We start from the raw sequence: 24,522 nt of genomic DNA on the forward strand, positions 1-24,522 counted from the left end.
TAAGATCTATGAATCATCTCGCCTCCACCCCAAAACTTCTTGTAACAGTTTCCACTAAATTTAACCACCCTTTAGCCATATTTTCAAAACTGTACGCCTTCACTGCCAAATTGCTTTGAACGCCAAGTCTCGAACGTAGCGAAGGGTCCATGATCAATTGTTCGAGGTACAGCGCCATCTGCTGTTCATCCAATGCTAAAAAACCATTTTGACTGTGTTTGATCAATTCATTTACCCCGGAACAAGTGGAAAAGCCGATACTCGGCAGGCCTATTGACATGGCTTCTGCCAAGGCCAGTCCAAACCCCTCATATTTGCTGGGGAAAATAAAAATATCCGCATCCCGCATCCTTATCAGAGGATCCTCGGTGAATCCACGAAGAAAGACCCTTTCAGCCAATCCAAGATCACAAATTTGTGTATTCAATCGATCAAAGTCTGGACCTATCCCCCAAAACTCCAAATCCCAATTGGGATATTTGTTTGCCAGGTCAGCAAAAATTGCAATGGCAACATGCTGCTGCTTACATTCTGTATCCAAACGCCCAACATGAATAATCTTATATCTTTCTTTGATACGGTCATGGATAACTAAATCGTGAGGATCTACCTGCTGGATTGGATTGGCAATAACGTCGCATTGTCCCGAAAAATTAGACGGTAGAAAATCCCGATAGCTATCAAATAAGATCTGAACACCATCTAGATGATCGAAACTAGCCGTTAACAAATCAACCATATAGGCTTTTCTCCCGCCTAGAACATTGGTATAATCGTAATCAGGTCTTCCATTGACCGAATCTATAATGGGGATTGACAGTGTATTTCCATAAGTAATCTCCAGAAGTGAGCCAATGGACATGGTAATAATCAAATCCGGCTTTAGTCCGTCGATATAATCTTTCCATAAAATCGCCCGCTTTCGCAGATTAAATTGAAATAATTTAGCTTCTCCCCCCATCCGTTGCTTCAATCGGCGGTTATACCACTTGCTGTATTTTTTGCGGGCCTTGTATTTCAACCATAAAAGTGGATTCGCCCCCTTATAGTTATAAATAGGAAGCTCGAGCTTCTGCTCCAAATTAGCGTCAAAGATATTCGTCACTTTCACCGACTTATGCAGCGGAAAAACTGGAGAGCCTTTTATGTTTTCATTGGTTGCAATCTCCACTTCATACCCATTTGTACTCAGTATGTTCGCTAGCGTAGAACATATCTTTTCCGTGCCTCCTATTCCATTTAAAAAATACAAATGTTGTATTAGTAAAATCTTCATACGTCGAGATACTTATTTCTGATCCTTTGACGGACTTTTCTTCTTAGGCCAGCAATTGGAATAAACCTCACCCAAAATAAGCCTCGCTTCAATTTTTCAGCTCTCCTTTTACAATAATCTACGTAAAACGTATCAAAATCCCTATGATCTCGAGCTTCTACAAAATAGCTAAAAGGCACCGTTAATATTTCTTTATCGGCTTTGGTAAGATGTGGGCTTACATATACTTGCATAAAATTTTGCAATAACTTAAACAGCTCTTCCTTCTCAAGATCATTAAATGCCATTTTTAAATAGCGAAACTCAAAAGGTTCATGTTCGATAAATAGCGCTAGTTTTAAGGCTTTTGAAGCAAAAAGATCATGTTCCTTATAAAACTCCTTCAACAGTTCTAACCATATTGGGATCTGTTTCAATAAGCGATCCGTCTGCCGATTAATTTGCGTATGATTTTGATTCTCGTGCTGTCTATAAAAATATACTGCCGCCGGATTGAATCCGATCTTATCGGTCATCAAAAAGAGACGATGTGAAAACAAGCCATCTTCGCAGGGCTGAATTCCTTCAGGAAAACGGATATTGGGATAAGTGTCCAATAAGGTCTTTTTGGTCAGCAAACCGCATGTCGGTACAGCAGTCAAACGTGGCGCCCGGGAACAATAAGGCTCCCCCAAAATCAGCAAATCAAAATTTTGCTGTTTAGCAATCGCTAAAGAAGCTGACAAAAAGGTGCGTTCAATAGTATCATCAGAATCTAAAAAATAGACATATTCTCCGCTCGCATGAATGAGGCCGTTATTTCGAGCGACAGAAACGCCCGAATTTTCCTGGTCAAAAAAATAAATGCGAGCATCCAATGATGCATACTTCCGACAGATTTCAGCCGAAGAATCACTGCTACCATCATTAACGAGTATGATTTCGAAATCTTGTAATTCCTGATCAAGCACACTTTGGATCGTCTCGTCTAAATATTTTTCGACATTGTATACCGGTATAACTACCGAAACAGCAACCGGACGAGGACAATCCATACAACCATTTTTTACCATCATTAATCTTTAATATACAAAAATAGTAACAGAAATGATATATTAAAGGCTGAAATCATTTTAGTGACTTCTCAATATTGTCTTTGTTTAACGTAAATTCCCGGTATCTGAACTCCCCAGATTTATTACCGATCATTGCTCCCATCTTAATTAAAGACTCGTTGCTGCCCATTGGAAAAATTGAACTTCGATACGCATTATTTTTCAACAGCGGCTTCGGTAATACTTTGAAATTTAATCCATCTTTAGAATACCCAATGTACAACAGTTCCGCAGTATATCGTTTCACATCTCCCACTGCAATACAGAGAAAATAATAACCATCGGCAAATGTGGCCTGAATATGCCATGGTGAATTTACTCGTCCCTCTTTTAACCAGGGTCTATTTAGAAAATTTATGATTTTGCTTTCTTTAAATCCTGTAAAATTAATGCCATCGGTAGATGTTCTACGAACAACATAAGAAGGGTCTTTACCTTTAAAATTTTTCGAATTAAAATTCAGCTCAATTTCATAACTCAAAAACTCCTTCCCGTCATGGATAAAGGAGGGAGACAATAGATGATCATCTTTGGGCGTAAACGGAGGATTACTGGTAAAGGCGACATTCAAATTCGACCACTTTATACCATCTGTAGAGGTTTGTTGTACAATGGTGCGATGTGCATTTTGCTTCAATCGATCAAAATTGGTATTACTTAACACACATTTGCCTTTCAAAGCCTGCGCAGTGATAAAACTACCCCTATAGTAAAGATAAAACTGATTATTTAAGTAGATCCAATCGACATCTGACCAGAAACCTTGAATCGGATCAACCTTGTTTTCACCGAAACTTTCTGTCGGAAAGGGAGCATTGATAATTGGATTGCTCAATCCCGGAGGATTTACCCAATCAAGACCATCATTGGATACAACAACACTTGGATTTTCAAATTTCTTTGAATTTTGATTCGTTCCAACTGCGCCAAAATAAGGCGTAAAAACCATCCAATACTTATATCCATTCAGCTTATTTGGAAAATAGAGAACATCTGGATGACAATAACTGGCATTTGCACCCGAGATATCTATAAAATCATTGGCATTTTTTAGGCCTTTAAAATTAGCGTCAGCAACAGTATGTATATTGACCAAACCTTCATCACTATCAAAAGTAACTGAATCAATGGGTTCAACAGTCCAAATAGGAGCTTCAACATCCTGCGCAAAAAAGTCCTCTGGACGGTGGCAAGCCACGAGGATAATACTTCCATAAAGAAGTATCAAAAAATTACGAATCATAAGTAAATATCAAACGGTAGAAACAAAAAAATGCAACTTGGCTAACGATGTTTTTCAATAAATAAAATAAGCTGACGGCAAATAGCTGGATAAAACAAATTATTGTTTTTCGCTGCGAAATTAGCATAATTTTATCAAAGTAAAACAACGATTTTGTTTTTTAAATCACCAAGACAACAAAGACCCAAAATCAATCTAAAAAATTCGTTATCAAGACTTTCATTTTGCCGTTATAGGCACTAAAAAAACCACAATGCTTTAGCTTTGACACGACATTAAACGTATCACTTGAGGTAAAAAAACTATTCATAACGTAATCTACTTTTTAAAACTTACTGTATTATTATTTGTATTCATACGCAAGCCTGCTCATTGTGCAAACACAATGAACAGGAACATCAAGCGTTATTATCTATATTGGTATTAAGAATCAAAAATTTTAATCATGGACAACAGTAAAAAACTTTATATCATCCGACATGCCAAAGCCGAAACTATTCCGGGCATAAACGACTTTGATCGTGCGCTTACATCCGACGGTATACAACACGCCAAACAAGTTGCGGCTAAGCTATCCGCAAAATTGACCCTAGATGAAAACAGTATGGTGATCAGTTCGCCAGCCAATCGCGCACTCCAAACAACGCGTATTTTTCTAGACGTCATGGGTTCCTCTTCTTTTGATATTCAAATTGAAGAAACAATTTATGAATGTACGTACAAGCATATGCTGTCCATCATCAATGCAATCCCCGATCATGTCAATCATGTCCTGCTCTTTGGGCACAATCCCACGTTGACTGATCTAGTGGAATACCTGACCCGAAAAGCAGCCTACTTACGCACCTCATCCTGTGCAGAGATAAGACTTGATGGTGGCTTCACCTTTCATATGCTCAGCGGCAATTGTGCCGATCTTGTGCAAATAATTGATTAAAATTCTATTCAAAGAACAAACTTATTTTCAGCTAATATCTGCTAATCACTTACCCGCATTTGATTTCATTGCCTTATCAATCACCAAAGGCACTGAAATCAAATCCAAATCATGTGAATACACCACAAATTTCTCGACCCAGCAGGGATCAAATTTTTCCTTAAATTCTTTTAAGCCCTTTGGCTGACGGAAGTAAGGATTATTTTCATATAGAAAACTGATCAAACGTTCAACAAGCCCTTTTTTCTTGTCAAATCCCGAAAAAGGAGCCAGTCCCATATTGAGAAAAGAATAACCTTCCTCTTTGCAATATTCTAAAAAACGGATAATCAATACATCCATATTTCCACCTGGTGCATCTTGCAATTTCCGTATAAGATCATACGTCGCCTCGTCCGGAGCATAATTGGGAATGATATTCAAAAAGGCCAAAATGCGCCCTTCGTTATCCTCCAAAGTAATTACATGGCTATTTTTAATCTTACCAACGTCAAACATGCCCTGAGAAAAAACACGTTCTGAACGCTTCATGTCTCTTAACCAATGATCCGACACAACCTGTAATTTCTGAAGCAAACCATTGGATAACGGCGCCCGATATAAATTCGAAACAAAGCCTTTCTTTTCAATGCTATTCACCGCATTCCGGAGTGATTTGCGTTTCTTTCCTTCCAGCGAAAAATTATCGACATTGACCATGGCCTCTTCTCCAATCAGAAAAGATTTTTTGCCCAACTGCTTAAAAACCCCCAAATGTCTACCGTCAACGCGGTAATAAGCTGTTTTTAAACTCGATTTGCGGCAATAGTGTTCAAATGCATTTATCAGTTCTTTCATGGCATCTTCAGTATCTTCACAAACGGGACCTTCGAGCACTATCGCAAAGCCATAACATTTTCTATACGCAATAAACCCCGTCAGCTCCTTGTTAAAGAAAAGATCTTTATCGCCATAGGTCTTAAAGTAATCGACAGGTGATTTACCATAACGCTCCAAAATGTGCTGCGCGATTTCTATCTGTCCCTCAACTTCTTCGTCCGCCAACTGACATGGGTTGACCATCCAGTAGAATAATGCTGAAAGACTGATCACACTAAAAAAATTGATAGAATATAAAAAGTACTGTCCTATGGCAGTCTGCGGCTCTGCAACATCACCATTGAGCAGTATAAAACCGTGCAATGTATTGCTCACCGCATTTACAATAGTAAAGTCTGTATTAAAATGCTTCGCATTCAAGAAATAAAAGCCTGTAATACCATACAGAAGTACAACCCCAATAAGCCACAAAACCAAGCTGAGATTTAAAGAGCTGAGTCTTCTGTTACTTTGCACAAAGTAATGTTTCGATGAATAGAGTAACATCAGCAACACCAAAAAAGCAAACCAGGCTTCTTCAAAATCCAACCCTTTGGAAAGATTGGCAACAATAGAAAGTGAACATAACGCAACCGCAACATACCAAGCCATACGTAGCCCCTTCAACAAAAAGCCCGAACACATCACCAGCAATATACCGAAGAAAAGTACCGCTGCATTTGAAAAATTTAATGCATCATAAGATATAAATTGCTTTAATGCCGTTATACGGCTATGGATAGCCGGCGTTAAGACCGAGATGATATTAATAAGGCCCATCACAAAAATAAAAACAGATGGAAGTATCCGAACAAAGATGTTGTTCTTATTCACAAAGAAACTAATTCCACCCAATGCCAACGGGCCCCAAAACTCAAATAAACGATATAACAAGGATATAGAAATCGCCTGTTCTTCGTTGTAGCCAAACTTACACAGAATGACAACCATCGACACCTCGATAAGTCCAACCCCCTTCATCAACGGTGAAAAACAATAGACCAAGGTTCCGACTGCATAGGTTACTGTACAGGCCAATAACGATGTTTCAAAGCCTAAAGCAAGCATAGCAATATAGATATGCAAAATCCCGACGAGCTCAATGACTGTCGCCCAAAGGAGACTTTGCAATACAGCCCAAAAATCTACGCCTTTTTTATGGAGTTCATTCCAGGTATTAGCAACGGAAGGGAAATGACGTACGGTAAAATTGTAGGCTCCACCACCACGGTAAAATGAGCTGCAGTACCAACCAAATCCCAGCAGTAGGACGCTAAAAACAAGCAAAATCCCAATGATCTGCATATCAAGACCTGCGATTCCAACAAACAGAAAAACAAAAAGACAGAGGATAAATAAGGATACTAAACTAATAACTGCGTAGATAACCGAAGAAAGATTGGTGTTTGTATCATCAATTCCCTCCTGATTGACCTCTTTCTTAAAGAAAGCCAGGGAGGTAAATCCACCTACTGGAAGAAAAACACTGATAAAGTTTCTCTTTAGAAATAGGCGAGTAGCCCCACCCAGTGATAGTTTCTGTTGCAAAGACCTAAAACTATAGACATAGACCAAACCTTGCATGGCGATATAAGCCAAAGAAACCACAATCCCGATTGCCACCCAAAATAACGAGCTTGACTGGATAAGCCCTACCGACGATGCCAGCTCCTGTCTTTGATTTGCAAAAAAATATACAGCACCCAAAATGACCAATAGGCCCAACAAGGATTTCCAGATCAACATCTTGTTTTTCATCAGCATAATTACCTCTCGAATTGACAAACCCAATTATTTCGTTTTTCTAAACCACTTTTACTAATGACATCATTTCCTCAAAATAGTCCCAATCCAATTTGTCTTTTTTCAAGCATCAAAAATCAATACCGATCTTTGCCCGCACACCCCATGGAGATACCCCCGGATTATCCAGGTACGTAAAACGGCGAACCAGATCGACCCGTAAAATTTTAAAGATATTACTCAGCCCAACACTACCTTCTATATAGGCCCCATTATTAAGCGAGAACAGCTGCGGTTCGCGCGGATCCTTGGGCAATTCATCAAAATTTTTTGTGTATCTGTTGGAGGCATCAACAGCGCCATACAACATCTTTACAGAGGCAATCTCCCGGAGATCCAGTTTTTTTAAAAGCGGAACTTTATTCAGAAAAAAACCATTAAATGAATGTTGAAGCAATAGTGATGTATATTTATCGCTCATAAATTCCATCGAATTCATCAAATTGTAGGAGTTGAGCTGGTACGAATACGTTTGATTTGCCCGATGAATAATCATCAGCGGATAAGGAACCTTTCCAAATTGGATACCCGATTCAAATACGATATCGGCAAAACCAAATTGGGACGCAAAAAATCGCTTATTGGCATTTAATATGAAACGTTGGTAGTTATAATCTCCACCCAATAAACCTTTCACACCAACCTGTGCGGCTAAGGTAAAAATTGGTTGGCCCGTATTGATGATACGTCGATAACGTTTTCCCTGGTATAATTTCTCATGTGGAGCCCAGCGAATCTCTCCGGTGAAAGCAGAAGTCCACAGCTCATTGCCGTTACTTCTTCTAAAAGCGCGACGGTCAAATGTTAAGATACCACCCGGGCTAAGGATTTGATTGAAGAACCCCACTTTAAAGGATAAATGGTTTTCAAACTCCTGCCAATATTCGATCTGCCTCCGCTGTAGATAAAACATTTTGTCATTTTCCCCTCTTCTGAATGAAAGCAAAAAATTGTCATTGTCAATAAAATTGAGATCCTGGCCCGGCACCTGCACCTCTTTACTAACCTTAGCGGAGACTAACTTTACCGGAAATTTGTATACCGATGCACCGTTAAGGGAGTAAGTAGCCCCCATATTATATTTCCATTGCCTATCTTTCGTACCATAGGCACCATAACCATCCAGGACCAATGTCTTGCTAAAAATATCCGTCGTGTTGCCCCCAAATTTAAATCGGCTTCCTTCGACAGGGTTAAAACTATAGAATGAAGGTACTGGCCCTATTTCGATAACACCGCGGCCATAATACCCCGACATGATAAAGGAGCCCAATGCCATCAGATTTTTGAAAGATTTTGATTGTTTTAAACTATCGATATTCGTAAAGGCCTGCGCCTCCAGCTTACTCAGTTTCTCAGGTCTCGCAAGATTCCAGTCAATTCCATTCGGATTCTGTGGTCCTGTTCGTGTCAAAGCTTTACCATTAACAGCAAGCTGTGTTTCACTGGAAGGTGACCTGCTGGTCACTTTCTCCCCAAACAAACCCATACCATCCTTAAAAATCCCCATGTCTATCGTCAGGACTCCCCTACTCAGAAAAAGACGATGTGCTTGATTTTCCGAATAATTCAAAACAATATTTAACCCCTTCACCCAATTGATATTGGTCGCTTCGTTGATGGTCAGCTCCGCTTGATCTAAGGCATAACTCCCATCTAAGCGGATATAGATGAAGCCTGAAAAAAGCGCATCCTCCCTATTGCGTGGCTCTACGCGTATTTTGGCATGCCAAGGTTTACTATCTTTCAAAGTGTCAACCAGGTAATATTTATAAAACGAAGGTGCCAACGTCGCTATAGGGCTCAAAAACCGTCTATTCCCAATAGAGACATCCGTATCATAGATATTTGTTTCGCCATAGATTTTATCCAGATACTCATCAATACCGTCTTCATCCAGGTACTGATCTACGCGCGACTGATTCTCCCCCAATAAAACAAAGTTATTACCTTTAACGGCATCCAATTTTCGCTGACCGATTTTTTCATCCATGAATATGGGTACCAGCGATCTCCCGGGATACTTTAGCGTATCCATCCCCTGTTTCAAGAATCCGAAACGTTTGAGTAAGCGGGATTTATCCACCTTTTGATTTTGGATAGACAGGGACATCGATAGCTTCTCATATTCCTGATAGCTACCCGCTGCCCCATTTAGGGCATTATTTTCGTCTCTTTTTTCAATTACTTTACGGATTAAATCGACTGTTGGATTATGTTTATTCGTGTATTTCCTCTTTTTAGGCGCATTCACGACAACTTCATCAAGACTTTGTTGTTCATCTTCCAAACGGATAATAAGAATCTTCTTGCCCTGGGCGACACTCATCGGAAATACCTGTTTTTTATAGCCAACGGCACTAAATAATAATTCCCAGTTGTCAGGCACGGATGATATTTGAAAATGCCCCTCTTTATTTGTTGCTACAGATCTGGCCGTGTGGGAAAGCGTTACAGTAACACCTTGAATGGGTTTTGCTGATGAGGCATCGAGGACAATTCCTGTTAATGAAGCTCCTTGTCCAAATAGTCGAGAAGTAAAGAACAGTAAAACCAATAAGAAACGATATTGCATAAAAAAACCTTGCATCTAAATTCAGTAGGATGACAAGGTTTTTATAAAAAAGTCCTAGTGCGATTGCTATCTTAATCGCACAGTATTATAAATCGTCTTAAAATCACGATTATAATTATGCGGTCCAGCCAATACATCGACCTTTAATCCCGCATTACGAAACATTTTCACGAGATCTTCTTCGCCCTCTTTACAAAAAACATAAGTCGAAGGGATTTGCTTTAGCTTCAACACTTCAGCAAGTACCTCATAGCCATTGGCTTTCTGTTTCCAGTTGAGCATTGTCGATACGGTCACCTCAAAGCTCGCGTACTGATCGGGTGATAAATAGGTAACATGCCGGATAGCTTTTTTCAATGGATCCGAAAAATTATTCAGGACAAAGGGCAACACTCCCGCAGAAAATGAATGTCCTATCAAATAAATCTGGTCACAGTCCCATTCTTTTCTGAAATGGTCAATATATCGTTCAAATTCCCTGCCCGCTTCTTGTGGTGTTTTCTTTTTCCAGAAATATTTTTTTGCATCGATGACCAAACGAGGATATCCATCGAGCGAAAAGTAAGCTAACAGGCTTTTACTAAAATCATTATAACCGCCATCACCCGTAATAAATACAAGCATTGTTTTTTGTTTGTTATTGGCATCTTTAAGTGGAATAACGTAACTTGGTAGTACTTCTGCGTGTACTGGTTTTAGGGCAAGACTTAGCCAAAAAAATAGCAATAGCAATAATCTATCTGCTTTATAATGTGCAGTGTTCATGTGTATATAATATGTGTAAATATTTGCTTTGAATAATAACAATGCCTGTGACCACCTGGGATGATTCATTAATAAATACGCCGTGAAATCCTTTCCTCTGACACTATTTACCGGTTCTAATGTCCTTTATTGGAATAGATTTACGCACACCGTCCATCACATAAAAAAAACCAAGGGCATTATTCGAAATATTACCTTCGACATTAGCAGGTACTGCAGACAATAAACCTTTCCATTCCGTCTCCTGAAATAGATTATAAATAAAACGGGAGTAACGTGGCGATTCAGAAAACTTAGAGACGATTAAACTATCCTTCAACGATACTTCATAGTTGTAGGTCTTCCCAAGTAAGTTGTTCAGTACGTTGGGCGCGCCCAAACGATAACTATAACTAAAAGGAGATCGAAAAGAAGAGATATCGTCTTCGGAAAAATCCTTTTGCGGCATAATAAGCCATTTATTAGAAGTTCGCATCCCGAACAGATGTTTACTGACTTTTACCCCCCATTTGCCATTCAAGTTATTTTTTTCTACCGGCAGAAAGGCATTTTCAATCGGTATCACGGGTATCAATTGATCCTGTGCTTCATATGATTTCCCATTCAAAGTAATCGTAAGCTGAAATACATTTCCTACGGTGTCCTTGAGGTTGAACAGCTCCCCATAGTAAAGCCCTTCACCCAAATCATTGAATTCAATCGTATTGGGACCATTGGTTACCCGGACGGTGGCTCCGCTAATCCCAATAGTCCCTGAATTAGACTTTAGCCCATCCAATTTCTTTAATTGGATATACTGCTCTTTGTACATGGTATTAATCCCGCCTTCAACAATCATATCGTACGATTGCCCCTCGTCTACAGCTGACTTCTGACAAGAAACCACTAAAAAACAAGCAACTATAGTCAATAAGAATCTCATATCAATCAAAATCTCATGGTGTAACTAATTGAGGGAACCCGCCCGGAAAAGGATGTTTTCTGAATTGCCAAATTCCCATTGCTATCTTCGGAGAAACTATAATAAAGTGGATTGCGCTGATCAAATATATTATATAATCCAAAATTCAAGGTGTGTCTTCTCCCTCGCTCTCGCTGCCTTATCGTTTCCAAATCTACCGAGCAATTTAGATCAAAACGACTAAACGTAGGCATGCGATGGGAATTACGGCTTGAATACACTGGAACATATATCCCCTCATATTCCATAAATCCTATTGGATAGGTTAAAGGTCTCCCTGTATGAATCGTATAAAAAGCACTGAGATGCACCGACCTCCCCAAATCGTAGGACAAGTTGCTCTTAAGCACATGTGGAATATCGAAATTGGCGGCATACTCTTTTCCTTTATTGATGCCGTTGATCTTCCGAAAAGATCTGGACCAGCTATAGAAAATACTGCCCGAAAACTCACCGATACGCTGATTGACGGATAATTCTAGTCCATAGGCACGCCCCTTTCCTTGGCGCAATTGTGTTTCGATAAATGGGTTGAGTATAAGCTGCGCATGATCGATCAATTCGACCTGATTGCCCATTCTCTTCCAATACCCTTCCAGTCCGATATTTCCACGATAAAATAATCTGTTGATACGAAAAGAAATCGCGTCAACATATTGTGGTTTAATATTTAATCCCGCCGGTACCCATGCTTCCAACGAGGAAAAAGCAAGTTCATCGTTCTGTAATAACTGCAAATACTGATAGCTCCGATTATAAGCCAGTCTGAAAGCGTAATCATTGCCCATTTTATATTGCAAAGACAGGCGTGGCTCTAAACCATAATACGACTTTTTCTTGTCGGCATCGTTCGACAGCGGCCTATACGAGCTGCCATCCAATAAATAATAGCGTCCAAAGGAAGCATTAAAAAAGGCATTCGCCCGCATTCCCGCAACAATCCGGAAGGCTGAATCAATCTTCCAGTTAAAAGAAACATAACCCGTATAATCATAGGCCTGGGCCCTAAAGATATTATCCTCCGTATTTGAATTTACCGGTGATATCTCCCCGGGATTAAAACGATGTAAGGTTCCCTGGAGACCAAAATCCAAGGTGCGATCCAATCCCATAAAATACGTAAAATCGGATTTCAAACTAAAGTCGCGTATCCGTGTCAACCAGATCTGATTGTCACTCGATTCAGGTTTGCTCACATCCAATTTATTATGATAATCACTGAATATAGCCGAAAGGTTCATAAATAGTCGGTCACTATGCACATGGTTCCACCGCAAAGTAGAAGTCCAATTACCCCAACGATTGGTATTCTTATTCGGTGAAATAACTTTATCTTGCCCGTAGTAACCCGAAAGGTAAACCCGATTTTTCTCGTCAAAAGTATAGTTGAACTTCACGTTATAGTCACTGTACTTACCTTTGACATTAAACAGCCGATAATCTGTATTAAAAGCATTTAATATACTTCCCCGTGCAGTGGCAATGAAAGCACCTTTTCCTTTTTGTATAAATGGCCCCTCAGCACCAACCCGGGCAATCAATAAACTTGATCCACCAAAAACATGAAAAGCATTGGCATCGCCGTCTCTGGTACTCATATCCATAATGGAAGAAAGACGTCCCCCTAAATTTGCAGGGATAGCATCCTTATAAAGCTGTGTATTCTTCAAGATATCCGAATTAAACACCGAGGTTAAACCGAATAGATGCGATGGATTATAAACAACGGCTTCATCAAGCAAAATAAGATTCTGGTCTTTACCGCTTCCTCTTACAAAAAGATTACTGCCACCTTCTGTTAATCCGTTAATCCCATTTTGCATCTGTAATACCTTCATGATATCAGCCTCGCCTTTATAAAATGCATTTCTTCGTGTTTGGGTCCAATTGATCTTATCTGTAAAACTTCCCATGTGCTGCGCTGTCAAAGAAGAATCAACATTAACCACCACCTCACTCAAGTTGAAATCTACCGGAGCAAGCTTAATGACCAGGTAATTATTTTCTAACGCAGCATTTAAAGAGACTGCCCTTGTTTTATAGCCCAGATAACTTACATAACAACTGTATTCGCCCCGTGGTAATGTCAGTGAGTAAAACCCATATTTATTACTTAAACTACTTTTGTTTTTCTCCGCGATCAACAAAGTGGCACCAATCAGGTTTTCACCGCTCAGACTGTCCACCACACGTCCTTTTATGGTAAAAGTTTTATCTTCCTCATAGAAGATCAGCGCTCTATTGATAATTGTAAATCCAACATTGGAATCTTTCAGCAAATAATTAAGGACTTCTTCCAAACTGGACTTGTCGAACGAACGACTATAGATGATGTCCTTGTTAAAAATCTGCTCATCATAGGACATGGATATATCGTATGTTTTATGAATTTCGGTAAGTATCTGAATGATCTGTTTGTTGTGCGTGTCAATTGAGATCCGTAATTCAGCAGGGGAGCTCTGTCCCATGGCTTTCGAACATACAACCATAACTAACCAGCAGAAAAAGAGCAGACGATACAGGATCCTATCTTTCATATCAGCAACGCGAAGAGTCTATTCGTAGATACTATATCCCTTTTTACCAGTTTTCCATTTCACGTTTAAGGTTTTGGAAAGAATCTGAACGATCTCATTGAGCGTCTGCCCATCAAAATACATGCTGAGCTTCCGTGCTTTTAAACTATCTCCAACGACAGTTATATTCGCCCGAAAGTGCTTTTCCAAATCTGAGCAGATACTATCCAACCGAACATTTGAGTAGCTCAGCTTTTGCGCTACGTCAGTATCATTGTCTACCGACAGATCAATTTTAGATAAAGACGCTGTTTGTCTTTTATAAAGGCCCTTTTGATTTTTCTGTAAAACAAGTTCTTCCGCATGGTCTCCTTTTCCACTGCTTAAAGCCACTATCCCCTCCTTAACAAGTACTTCGACATCATCTTTTAGTAGGTTGACTTCAAAGGTAGTGCCGATATCACGTACATAATTATGTTCAAGATCAACCACAAAGGAGCTTCCTGTTTGATGTTTGACATCGAATAGCGCTTTTCCCTTTTTGAGCTCGACAGTTCTTTGCTGTGGAAATGTCCTTTTGTTGAACATCGCTTCAGCTCCGGCCTGTAGTGTGATGATCGAACCATCGGGAAGTAGGGTAGGCTGCTGAGCTTCTGATCCATATAATCGGATTTCATTGCCCATCCAACGGTCAAAGTTCAGGTAAGCGGCAAAACCGACCACGAACAATACGGCTGCAGCCACAAATTTCATCCAGGGTTTCCAGATTGTTCGTACCGCTTTCGCGATCTCCGGTTTTTGATGATCCCCTGTTTTATCCAACTGATTTTTAAATTTTTCCCATTGGCTACCAGTATCTACTTTTTTATAGCATTCCAGTACTATAAGGTCGTCAGCTATACTTCTAACTTCGTGGTATAGATCGTGGTTTTCCACATCCTCCGAAATCCAACGCCCAAGCAACACTCCTTCCCTTTCGGAAATAGTCCCATCCAGCTCTTTCTGAATCAAGTCATAAGGAATAAATCTTGAAGTATTGTTTTCTTCCATAACTATAAGATAATAAACTGGACAAAAAGTCCCAATGAAAAAAATAAAAAGCCAATGAGAAGCAACAGAAAAGTTTTTTGCTTGGCCAAAGCGACCCGAATTTTATCGTAAGCAATGGTCAGATGATTTTTAACCGTTTTTATGGAGATTCCCAATTGATCTGCGATTTCCTGTTGTTTCATCTTATCGTACTTACTCATAAGAACGATTTTTCGACACTGCGGCGGCAGTCCTTCCAGTATACTTTCGATCATCAACAACTTGGATTCGTAAAGTGCGGCACGATCAGTTTCATCTTCATCATCGGTCAGATCCAATTCCTTGCTATAATCGTTATTCCGTTCCAATAAACGTTGATTCTTTTTGAGGTAGGTAAGCGAAAGGTTGATAACGCTACGAGATAGGTAAGCTCCCAGTGATTGACTAATAGCCAACTTGCCTGCATTTTCCCATAACATCATAAATACGTCGTTGGTGAGCTCTTCAGCGATGGCCTCCTCACGCACGTACCGAAAAGATAAGCTATACAATTTACGGAAATGGCTCTTATAAATAGCTTCAAAAGCATCGCGATCTTTTTGGACTATCTTCTTAAGCAGGTCAACGTCATTTGACATAGGACTTCGGTAAAGCTAATAATAAATGCATGTAAAAATAATCAAATTCATCGGACATTTTATAACATCTAATTAATTTTCAAGCTAATGAGCTTACTTTAAACACGACGTAGAAATTAAAAAAAACGCTACACCGTAGTCTCCGTATATTATCTTTGAGTCGGACTCCTTAGTTATTACTTTTTCACTACCTTCGTCTTATGGCGAATCAATTGCAATTTGAAAATTCACCCTACCTTAAACAGCACGCACACAATCCCGTAGATTGGATGCCCTGGGGACCGGAAGCTTTAAAAAAAGCAAAGGACGAAAATAAACTCATCATTGTAAGCATTGGCTACTCGGCCTGCCACTGGTGTCATGTGATGGAGCGTGAAAGTTTTGAAAACTCAGCCATCGCCCAAACCATGAATACGTTTTTTGTATCCATCAAAATCGACCGTGAAGAACGCCCCGATATCGATCAAGTTTATATGCTTGCGGTGCAGCTGATGACCAATGCCGGCGGCTGGCCCTTGAATTGTATCTGCCTACCCGATGGAAGACCAATTTATGGTGGCACCTATTTCAAACCGCACGACTGGCAGAATATCTTATTGCAAATTGCAAAAATGTGGACGGAGAAACCCGAAGTCGCGTTTGACTATGCCGAAAAGCTAAACAACGGCATCCAACGCGCCGAGAAGCTCCCTATCAATCCCATCCCTGATCAATACACGATCGACGACTTAAATGAAATTGTGGCCCCTTGGACCGAGATGTTCGATAAAAAAGACGGTGGTTATCAAAAAGCACCCAAATTTCCGCTACCTAACAATTGGTTGTTCTTGCTTAAATATGCGGTGCTTGCCGACAATCAGGAAGTCCTGGATCATGTTCATTTGACGTTGAAAAAAATTGGATCAGGAGGTATCTACGACCAGATCGGTGGTGGCTTTGCCCGTTATTCGGTTGACCATTATTGGCATATTCCCCACTTCGAAAAAATGCTCTACGACAACGGGCAATTACTATCCCTTTATGCCGAAGCTTATCAACAAAGTCAAGATCCATTCTATAAGCGGATTATCGAGGAAACGATTGACTGGGCCGAGCGTGAAATGCTTGCGCCGAACCATGGTTTCTATAGCGCTTTAGATGCAGATAGCGAAGGTATTGAAGGAAAATACTATTCCTTCTCAAAAGCTGAATTTGACGAGGTATTGGGCGATGATGCTGCCCTCCTTGTCCAATATTTTAACATCACCGAAGCAGGGAACTGGACGGAAGAGAAAACTAACATCCCAATTTGCGCCATTAATGCAGACCAGTTAGCCGTAAAGGTCAATATGTCAGCTGACGAATGGGCAGATTTTCTAAAAATTTCAAAGAAAAAATTATACAACTATCGTGAACAACGGATCCGTCCGGGACTCGACCATAAGCAGCTGACCACCTGGAATGCTTTATTTCTAAAAGGACTAATAGATGCTTATCACAGTCTTGGGAACAGCCATTTTCTCGAACTCGCTTTAAACAATGCCCAGTTTATCTGTACACACCTTATTCAAGACGACCTCCAGTTATTGCACCAACCAAAAGATAACAACAGAGCGATCGCAGGCTTCCTGGATGACTATGCATTCACTATTGAAGCCTTTATAGCCTTATATGAAGCGACATTTGACCTCAATTGGCTCACAAAAGCAAGACAGCTTGCCGATGAGGCCATTGCATTGTTTTACGATGGATCACAAAAAACATTCTACTATACGTCGACAGCGGCGGAGGAACTTATCGCACGGAAAAGCGAAATTATGGATAACGTAATCCCGTCCTCTTCCTCGACAATGGTTCGCCAATTGAAACGATTAGGTTTACTTTTTGACGATGAAAATTACATCGCCATTACAGACCAATTGCTAGCGAATGTATTCCCCCAAATCAAGACTTATGGTTCGGCCTATTCAAATTGGGCAATATTATTGCTAGAAGAAATATATGGAATCAATGAAATTGCATTGACGGGGGATAAAGCGATGGCTTTAAAAAATGAACTCGGCAAATATTATATTCCTAATAAAATTGTTCTTGGCGGTACGGAAGAAAATCTTCCATTGCTAGAACATAGAGTCGGAAAGGAGACAAAAGCATATCTTTGTAAAAACAAGACCTGCAGTCTACCACAGGATTCAATACAAGCGTTAATAAATTATATTTAATAAACGGTAGCCTCGGCTTCCAAAAATCAAAATCAGATGGCTATAAAAGCAAACGACGTCGTAGCATTGACGTACAGACTTCACACAGTAGAAAACGGTGAAAAAGTTTTCGTTGAAGAAACAACTGCAGAACAACCTTTAGATTTCTTATATGGTGTAGGTATGATGTTACCTAAATTTGAAGAAAACATCGCAGACTTAAACGTTGGTGATAAGATTTCATTTGAATTGGCACCGGATGATGCTTACGGTCAAAAAGACGACAGAGCATTCGCACAATTGCCAGTAGATATGTTCAAAGAAACAGGTTTACCTCCAGTAGGAGAAGTATTGCCTTTACAAGACAATCAAGGAAACCAATTCCGCGCTGTCGTAGCTGAGGTTACTCCAGAAGTAGTTGTTGCTGACTTAAACCACCCAATGGCTGGTAAAACATTAAATTTCGATATTGAAATCTTAACTGTACGTCCTGCTACTGAAGAAGAGTTGTCTCACGGACACTCGCATGGTGTAGACGGTACGCAAGGTCACTAATCCTGACTCAAGATACTAAAAAACAAAGCCGGATGTCAGATGATACCCGGCTTTGTTTTTTGCTTATTTAAAAACCGTATCTTGTTTTTAAACACACGAACGATGCTAACATTTGCGGAAAAAGTAGTTTTATTCAATAAACATCTTCATTATCATGGAAGTCTTCCCCCAGCATTCAATGTAATTAACCCCTACCTTGACAACCCCGAAACATTGGTCGTGATGGAACAGTTCTACCACAAATATTACAATGATAACCTAACAAGAAAATTCATTATTGGTATTAATCCGAGCAGACACGGGGCAGGTGTAACGGGAGTTCCTTTTACGGATACCAAAAGACTAGCTAGCGCATGTGGCATACAAATGCATTCTGCATATACCCATGAAATATCTTCGGTGTTCATGTACGATATGATCGAAGCCTATGGTGGCCCCGATATTTTCTACAAACAATTTTATATCAATTCACCCTTTCCCCTGGCGATTGTCCGAGAAACGAAACCCAACAATTGGATCAATGCAAACTACTATGATGATAAAACACTTTTCGACATGGTCAGCCCTTTTATGCTTGATTCATTGAAACAACACATCGCTATGGGCTTAGCGACGGAGGAGGTCTTTGTGCTCGGAAAGAAAAATGCAACCTTTCTCGCTAAGATCAACAAAGAAGAAAAGTTGTTTGGAAAAATGACCGTCCTAGACCACCCACGCTATATACAACAATATAAATCCAAAGACAAACTGCACTACATCGATAATTACATCAGCGTGCTGAGCACAGAATAGGTTATCGCACATGTAAACTCTAAACAAAAATTTAGAAAAGCATAAAATAATTTGTATCTATATTCCAAACAAATTGAATATTATAATATACGTTTTGAAAATTAAAAGATATATATGCATATATTAACAGAACGAAGTCCGAGTTAACCAACCGATTTGACCATCCGTTTGAGTCGCTTCGAATCAATTTCCGCCCTTATTCGTATCAGGAAGCAGATAGATGCATGCCCCGACCATACTGTTACCTCCTCATTTCCGGGTTTGACTCGGACTCACCACGGACTCATGCTGCTTACAGTATGCTAGCAATCCGACGCTATGACGAATGTTTTCCAAAGAAGATTGGAATGAATTCCAAATCAAACATATCATTCCGTAGCGAATGAAATACGTTTTCATTATGAGTTTAATAATTGGCCTTTGACAACGATTGCCATATTTAAAATCAGAGGCAAAGCGCAATTTTAAATCTATTAAAAATAAACAACTATTTGTTTTTCAGTAATTTAAATACATATATTTACAATATGGCAACGATAGAAAATGGAACTCTGAAAGGCTTAGTTGGGAACGTGGTCTTTCGACAATCGAATGAAAAAACAATTGTCCAGACGAAAGTAGGACGGAAACCAAAACAAACCAAAGGGACAAAAGCCGCCTCCGTAAGCTTTGGAGTGAGCAGTGCGATTGGCGCTTACATACGACGGACGATGGCAGAAGTACACATGGGTTTTTATGATAGCAATATGCACAATCGCTTAGTAACTCAGTTGCAGCGAGTGAACGGCCCTAGCGGCCATATATCCAAAGAACAATCTATACGCAGCAATAAGATAAACCGTTTGGTCAATTTTCAATTCAATGAAAAATGCCATATGCAGGACTTTATGCATTTCGATCCACAGATCCAATTATTGGACAATAAGCAACTTACAATCCAGTTTCCAAAATTTGATAAACAAAAGGACATACGGCAGCCAAAAAATTGCGACCTGCTCATCTTTAACCTCTTTATTGTCATGCTCAACTTTGAGCAGCAACAATATATTCATGTCCATAGCCCCCAGATCCCCATCAACCTGCATACGGGACCCAAAATGGTTGAATTAGAACAGCTATCATTTGATGTAAACTATAAAGATGCAACAACCGTACTTGTTGGTATGAACATCGAATATTATGGATTTCATCGCCATAAACATCTGTTATTAAATAATAAAAGCTTTCATCCAGCTGCAATAGTCGGTGCGTTTATTAATTAAGATATGCAACTCTCAAAAGCTAATGTTATCACAATGCCTAATAAAATCGATTGGATTCTAAAACTATATCACCCATTGAATAGCAGGCGCTATACAAGCCACAGCCGTAACAATCTTAGCATTATTGGTTTCTACAAGCTTTCTAAAGCGTGTACCAGTATAGGGCAAGTTATACTCTATTTCAATTTCTTTCGTCATGTATGTTGATCCGTATGATTAACTCTTTCCGATGCTATTATAAAAGAATCATCCGCTACAACTTTGTGGCACGCAGCATTTCCCGCTTGCCTGGTGCTCCGGGAGCCTTTTCTATCGAAAATCCCAATGCTTTCATACTGCGTTTGAGGTTCCCGGTAATCGCATAAGTCACAAAAACACCACCCGGTTTAACAAACTGTGCAATATGCCCCAAGGCAGCATCATTCCACATCTCAGGCTGATGCACAGCAGCAAAGGCATCAAAATAAACGACGTCAAATAAGCGGTCCGATTGAAAATTCATCAACAGGGTATGATCAATATGAAGTTTTAATTGTTCGTTAATCTGCACGTTTCCCGTCAAAGCCAGCTCGTATGCATTCAAATAACTTGTCCAAACAGTTGGGTGTACCGTCGCATCATAGCCCGTTGCAGCAATAGTAGACAAAGGCAGGGGAAATCCTTCAATTCCGACGTATTCCACCTGAAAAGATTTATCCCTAAGAAAGTCGGCTGTTTGTAGAAAATTCAAACCGGTACCAAAGCCAACTTCCAAGATACCAACGTCGGCGGCTCCTGTCGTTTGTACATAGTGGTCAAGCCCTGTTTTTATAAAAACATGCCTACTTTCCTGTACCGCACCGTGTTTCGAATGATAACATTCTCCTATTTCAGCATTAAACAAAGTTTTCGAACCATCTCCTGTCGTTACAAATTCCATTTTTATACAAATACGTTAAGTTCTAATTTTTACACATGGAGTCCAAACAAAGAAACGATGCCAAAACGAATGGCCTACTCCCTGCCCATGATGCATATCTTGCTACTGTCCAAAGATAAAAAAGCCAATGCCCGTATCAAAATCCTCACGGTTTTAGCAAGCCCGACCATCTATCAGCGTAGACTAAAGGTGATGTCAACCAATTGACCAGTACATCGACTTCCAAATGAAAAAGCATATCAATACCGAGCGTATAGTAGGCATGGGTACCGCTATAAAGAAATGCTTTCAATAAAAAAAGTCCAGTCGACAAAAAGCGGATTTTTTCAGTAAGAAAAAACAAAAATGAACAAACACGCATAAATTCAGCTCGTTTTAATAGACCTATTCGAGAAAAACAGTATTTTAGCAATCTAAATAAGAAACATTCACAAAACCTAATGGAATATCCAAACCTAACAAGCGCAAGCAATACAACAGCATTGGATATTCTCCATATGACCAAATTACAAAAACAATATAAGCAGTTCTTCCATGCGAATGAACTCCTTCTAAATAACTAATCATACACCTATGAAATACGCTACAAAAACTTTTGTGCAGAACTACGGCAGTATCTTACTTCTACTCCTAGGAATCAGTATTGGAAGTTTGATCGGCATCTTTTTTCCTCCTATCGTCAACAATCTTAAACCGATCGGCGACATTTTTCTAAACCTCCTCTTTGTCAGCGTCATACCCTTGGTATTCTTTGCCATATCCTCATCTGTTGCCAATATCGATGGCGACAGTGTGCTGGGAAGGATCATCGGCATGATGTCATTCGTATTTGTATTGGGTATTGTTGTCGCCGGAGTATCAAGCATCTGCTTCCTTTACCTCTTTCCAGTCGATGCTCCCCTGCCTATCGAACAAGCAACTCAGATCGTGGAAACGGTTGCCCATGATTCTTGGGGTGAAAAAATGGTCCGCTTTTTAACCGTTAGCGAATTTTCGAGTTTATTATCACGTCAAAATATGCTGGCCTTTGTCATCTTTTCGTTCCTCGTTGGCATTGCTACGCGCAAGTCTGGAACATCTGCAGAGACCTTCCGTAAATTTATAAACTCGGGCAATGTAGTGATGGGAAATCTGCTCGTGATGGTCATGAACCTCGCTCCCATTGGTTTGGGAGCATATTTTGCCTATCAGGTTGGAACATTAGGCCCTCAGCTCTTCGGTTTTTATGCCAAACCTATCGGGCTATATTACTTTTTCGGAATCTTCTATTTTTTCACGGTTTTCAGTTTATTCGCTTTTTTAGCATTCGGGCTTAAGGGGGTCAAACGCTATTGGCAAAACAACATATTACCTTCCTTAACTGCATTGAGCAGCTGCAGCAGCCTTGCCACCATGCCAGCAAACTTACTTGCGGCCAAACAAATTGGAATCCCCGACAGCGTCGCTAGTGTCGTCATTCCCCTAGGCACGACATTGCACAAGCATGGTTCTGCAATCGCCTGTATCTTTAAAATTTATATTGCGCTTTTATTAAGTGGAAAGGATTTTTTTGATCCGTCGAATCTAATTATGGCGGTAGGAATTACTTTATTGGTCAGTATTGTGGCCGGCGGCATTCCTAATGGTGGCTATATTGGAGAAATGCTGATTATATCGGTTTATCAGATGCCAACCGAGGTGATCCCGTCCATTATGATTATCGCAACCCTGGTCGATCCCCTCGCAACAATGCTCAATGCTACTGGAGACACCGTAGCCGCTATGCTCACCAGCAGATTGATCGGGCAAAAACTGGCCGATCCTATTCCCGAAAATCCAGGCTAAACAAGCTACAAACGACAAGCATTTCACAGGACAGGTGATCAACGGAGGCTCTACCAATGCGCAGCGGATCAATATAGATCACACCTACGGCTGGCGGATCAATATGGATCACACCCATTGGCGCGCAGATCAAAAGCGGTACGCAAAAAACAGCTCGCCATATTGATGCCGGTGAAACACCGATTTGAGCTCTTTCGAATTGAAGATATAATTGATACCGTAATTGATCTTGTGGTTCGACCAATTGAAACCAATGCGGTGACTAAGCATCCAAGGCTCAATAATGTATAGCTTACCCATGGGATCATTTTGACCTCTCCCGCCCTCTACGGTTGCGCTATAAAAAATACGGGACATGCTTGGTTGATAGATAAAATACCATTCTTTATCATTATCTGCTCTACCTTGTGTCAAATGCCCATGTGTAAGGGTCGATGCCTGATAGGATTTCAGCTTCCCCAACCGAAACGGGGCCGCAATCCCCAGATTGGTATTATTTAGTCCAATAGTCCCTTCACCGATAATTCCCACATCAAATTGCTGGTTTTGACTGCGATATAGTCCTTTTTTATAGGTTGCACTTAAATCAATACCGAAGGAATTTCCAAGCTGCGTATCCCAACCTGTTGCCTCATACATACCAAATAGATGATGGATAAACTTCTGGGCTTCTTCACCGTAGGATTTAGGACCGATCTGCGCCAATTCGGTCTTGAACTCAATGACCTGATCCTGCGGTAAAAATCGCGTTACCCCAGCACTAAAATAAAGGTAACCTGCAAACGGTCTATCGTATTTTTTTTCCTGCCGTCTATAGTCAATAATACTGATACCGTTATAAATACGCTGGCCTATTTCAAAATCCAATACCGTATTTGAAGACTGTTTATCCAGTTTCCCCGGCAACGCAATCCTATAGTTTATATTGATACCGTTTGTATAATAGCGGTCTTGACCGGTCAGGAGATAGACGTCATTGTCATTTTGAACAGCAATTTCCTGATTACGGAATTTCACCTGTCCAAAAACAAAAAAACAGGGAACTATAACAGCCCAAAAGAGGCCTAAAAATCGCAAAGCAACACTCATATTAACAGGAAATTGTAAAATTCATGCGATATCATTAGAACCAAAACAGCAAATTTCACTTCAAATTATTCAAAAGCATTCGAATCTAGCTTATTTTTCCAATTAATTCAAACTATTTAGAATAGATATAAATAATATGGAAAAGTTGCATTATTCCTTTCTTAGCGAATCTATTTGTAATTTTGCATTCGATTAGGTGTCAAATG

The 24,522-nt window shown here is 40.0% G+C and carries 19 protein-coding genes; 7 read left to right on the forward strand and 12 right to left on the reverse strand.

All coding sequences use genetic code 11. The features are described from left to right. Nucleotides 1-13: 13 nt before the first annotated feature. The 3 genes from B3P16_RS12350 to B3P16_RS12360 form a co-directional block, all read right to left on the reverse strand. Nucleotides 14-1,276, reverse strand: coding sequence for a glycosyltransferase (locus B3P16_RS12350; protein WP_286843123.1), 1,263 nt, complete (start codon nt 1,274-1,276; stop codon nt 14-16). After that, nucleotides 1,273-2,310: a glycosyltransferase family 2 protein gene (locus B3P16_RS12355; protein ID WP_286843125.1), complete on the reverse strand. Its 1,038-nt coding sequence runs from the start codon at nt 2,308-2,310 to the stop codon at nt 1,273-1,275. The genes B3P16_RS12350 and B3P16_RS12355 overlap by 4 nt, the downstream gene beginning before the upstream one ends. A gap of 73 nt (nt 2,311-2,383) precedes the next feature. After that, nucleotides 2,384-3,613: a hypothetical protein gene (locus B3P16_RS12360; RefSeq protein ID WP_046672778.1), complete on the reverse strand. Its 1,230-nt coding sequence runs from the start codon at nt 3,611-3,613 to the stop codon at nt 2,384-2,386. A 445-nt stretch (nt 3,614-4,058) separates the two neighbouring features. On the opposite strand from B3P16_RS12360, the gene B3P16_RS12365 reads away from it, so the two are divergent. Next, nucleotides 4,059-4,550, forward strand: a complete 492-nt coding sequence (locus B3P16_RS12365; RefSeq protein WP_046672779.1) for a SixA phosphatase family protein — start codon at nt 4,059-4,061, stop codon at nt 4,548-4,550. 45 nt (nt 4,551-4,595) lie between these two features. Here B3P16_RS12365 and B3P16_RS12370 read toward each other — a convergent pair whose 3' ends face one another. The 7 genes from B3P16_RS12370 to B3P16_RS12400 form a co-directional block, all read right to left on the reverse strand. After that, nucleotides 4,596-7,154, reverse strand: a complete 2,559-nt coding sequence (locus B3P16_RS12370; protein WP_286843126.1) for a flippase-like domain-containing protein — start codon at nt 7,152-7,154, stop codon at nt 4,596-4,598. 127 nt (nt 7,155-7,281) lie between these two features. Continuing rightward, on the reverse strand, nt 7,282-9,801 hold the full coding sequence (locus B3P16_RS12375; RefSeq protein WP_286843128.1) for a DUF5686 and carboxypeptidase-like regulatory domain-containing protein: 2,520 nt from the start codon (nt 9,799-9,801) through the stop codon (nt 7,282-7,284). A gap of 51 nt (nt 9,802-9,852) precedes the next feature. Next, the gene (locus B3P16_RS12380; protein WP_175441942.1) at nt 9,853-10,551 is read right to left on the reverse strand and encodes an AcvB/VirJ family lysyl-phosphatidylglycerol hydrolase; all 699 of its coding nucleotides are present in this window, start codon (nt 10,549-10,551) and stop codon (nt 9,853-9,855) included. Between the two features lie 103 nt (nt 10,552-10,654). Beyond that, complete coding sequence (locus tag B3P16_RS12385) at nt 10,655-11,473, reverse strand: DUF4249 family protein (RefSeq protein ID WP_139144878.1); 819 nt, start codon at nt 11,471-11,473, stop codon at nt 10,655-10,657. 5 nt (nt 11,474-11,478) lie between these two features. Continuing rightward, nucleotides 11,479-14,049, reverse strand: coding sequence for a TonB-dependent receptor (locus B3P16_RS12390; RefSeq protein ID WP_159333431.1), 2,571 nt, complete (start codon nt 14,047-14,049; stop codon nt 11,479-11,481). 18 nt (nt 14,050-14,067) lie between these two features. Continuing rightward, a complete protein-coding gene (locus B3P16_RS12395; protein ID WP_286843129.1) occupies nt 14,068-15,078 on the reverse strand; it encodes a FecR family protein in 1,011 nt (336 codons plus the stop codon). 2 nt (nt 15,079-15,080) lie between these two features. Then, nucleotides 15,081-15,695: an RNA polymerase sigma factor gene (locus tag B3P16_RS12400; protein WP_112374885.1), complete on the reverse strand. Its 615-nt coding sequence runs from the start codon at nt 15,693-15,695 to the stop codon at nt 15,081-15,083. A 200-nt stretch (nt 15,696-15,895) separates the two neighbouring features. Between B3P16_RS12400 and B3P16_RS12405 the strand changes: the two genes are divergently transcribed. The 4 genes from B3P16_RS12405 (at nt 15,896) to B3P16_RS12420 (ending at nt 20,484) form a co-directional block, all read left to right on the forward strand. Then, nucleotides 15,896-17,896, forward strand: coding sequence for a thioredoxin domain-containing protein (locus tag B3P16_RS12405; protein WP_286843130.1), 2,001 nt, complete (start codon nt 15,896-15,898; stop codon nt 17,894-17,896). A gap of 36 nt (nt 17,897-17,932) precedes the next feature. Then, nucleotides 17,933-18,430, forward strand: a complete 498-nt coding sequence (locus B3P16_RS12410) for an FKBP-type peptidyl-prolyl cis-trans isomerase (RefSeq protein WP_046672788.1) — start codon at nt 17,933-17,935, stop codon at nt 18,428-18,430. 102 nt (nt 18,431-18,532) lie between these two features. After that, nucleotides 18,533-19,222, forward strand: coding sequence for an SMUG2 DNA glycosylase family protein (locus B3P16_RS12415; RefSeq protein WP_286843132.1), 690 nt, complete (start codon nt 18,533-18,535; stop codon nt 19,220-19,222). A gap of 527 nt (nt 19,223-19,749) precedes the next feature. Beyond that, nucleotides 19,750-20,484 carry a hypothetical protein gene (locus B3P16_RS12420; RefSeq protein WP_286843134.1) on the forward strand — a complete coding sequence of 245 codons (735 nt, stop codon included), beginning with the start codon at nt 19,750-19,752 and terminating at the stop codon, nt 20,482-20,484. Nucleotides 20,485-20,737: 253 nt separating this feature from the next. Here the strand turns inward: B3P16_RS12420 and mnmD are convergent, their stop codons facing one another. Next, on the reverse strand, nt 20,738-21,403 hold the full coding sequence (gene mnmD / locus B3P16_RS12425) for a tRNA (5-methylaminomethyl-2-thiouridine)(34)-methyltransferase MnmD (RefSeq protein ID WP_112374891.1): 666 nt from the start codon (nt 21,401-21,403) through the stop codon (nt 20,738-20,740). Nucleotides 21,404-21,460: 57 nt separating this feature from the next. Here mnmD and B3P16_RS12430 point away from each other — a divergent pair, with 57 nt between their 5' ends. Then, complete coding sequence (locus B3P16_RS12430; RefSeq protein WP_286752629.1) at nt 21,461-21,610, forward strand: hypothetical protein; 150 nt, start codon at nt 21,461-21,463, stop codon at nt 21,608-21,610. Between the two features lie 366 nt (nt 21,611-21,976). After that, nucleotides 21,977-23,227 (forward strand): dicarboxylate/amino acid:cation symporter, encoded by a 1,251-nt coding sequence (locus tag B3P16_RS12435; RefSeq protein ID WP_286843137.1) that lies wholly within the window; start codon nt 21,977-21,979, stop codon nt 23,225-23,227. Between the two features lie 129 nt (nt 23,228-23,356). Here B3P16_RS12435 and B3P16_RS12440 read toward each other — a convergent pair whose 3' ends face one another. Beyond that, nucleotides 23,357-24,316 carry a lipid A deacylase LpxR family protein gene (locus B3P16_RS12440; RefSeq protein ID WP_286752631.1) on the reverse strand — a complete coding sequence of 320 codons (960 nt, stop codon included), beginning with the start codon at nt 24,314-24,316 and terminating at the stop codon, nt 23,357-23,359. Between the last annotated feature and the right edge of the window lie 206 nt (nt 24,317-24,522).

Source organism: Sphingobacterium sp. UBA7631, from assembly GCF_002483935.1.
Classification (GTDB): Bacteria; Bacteroidota; Bacteroidia; order Sphingobacteriales; family Sphingobacteriaceae; genus Sphingobacterium; species Sphingobacterium multivorum.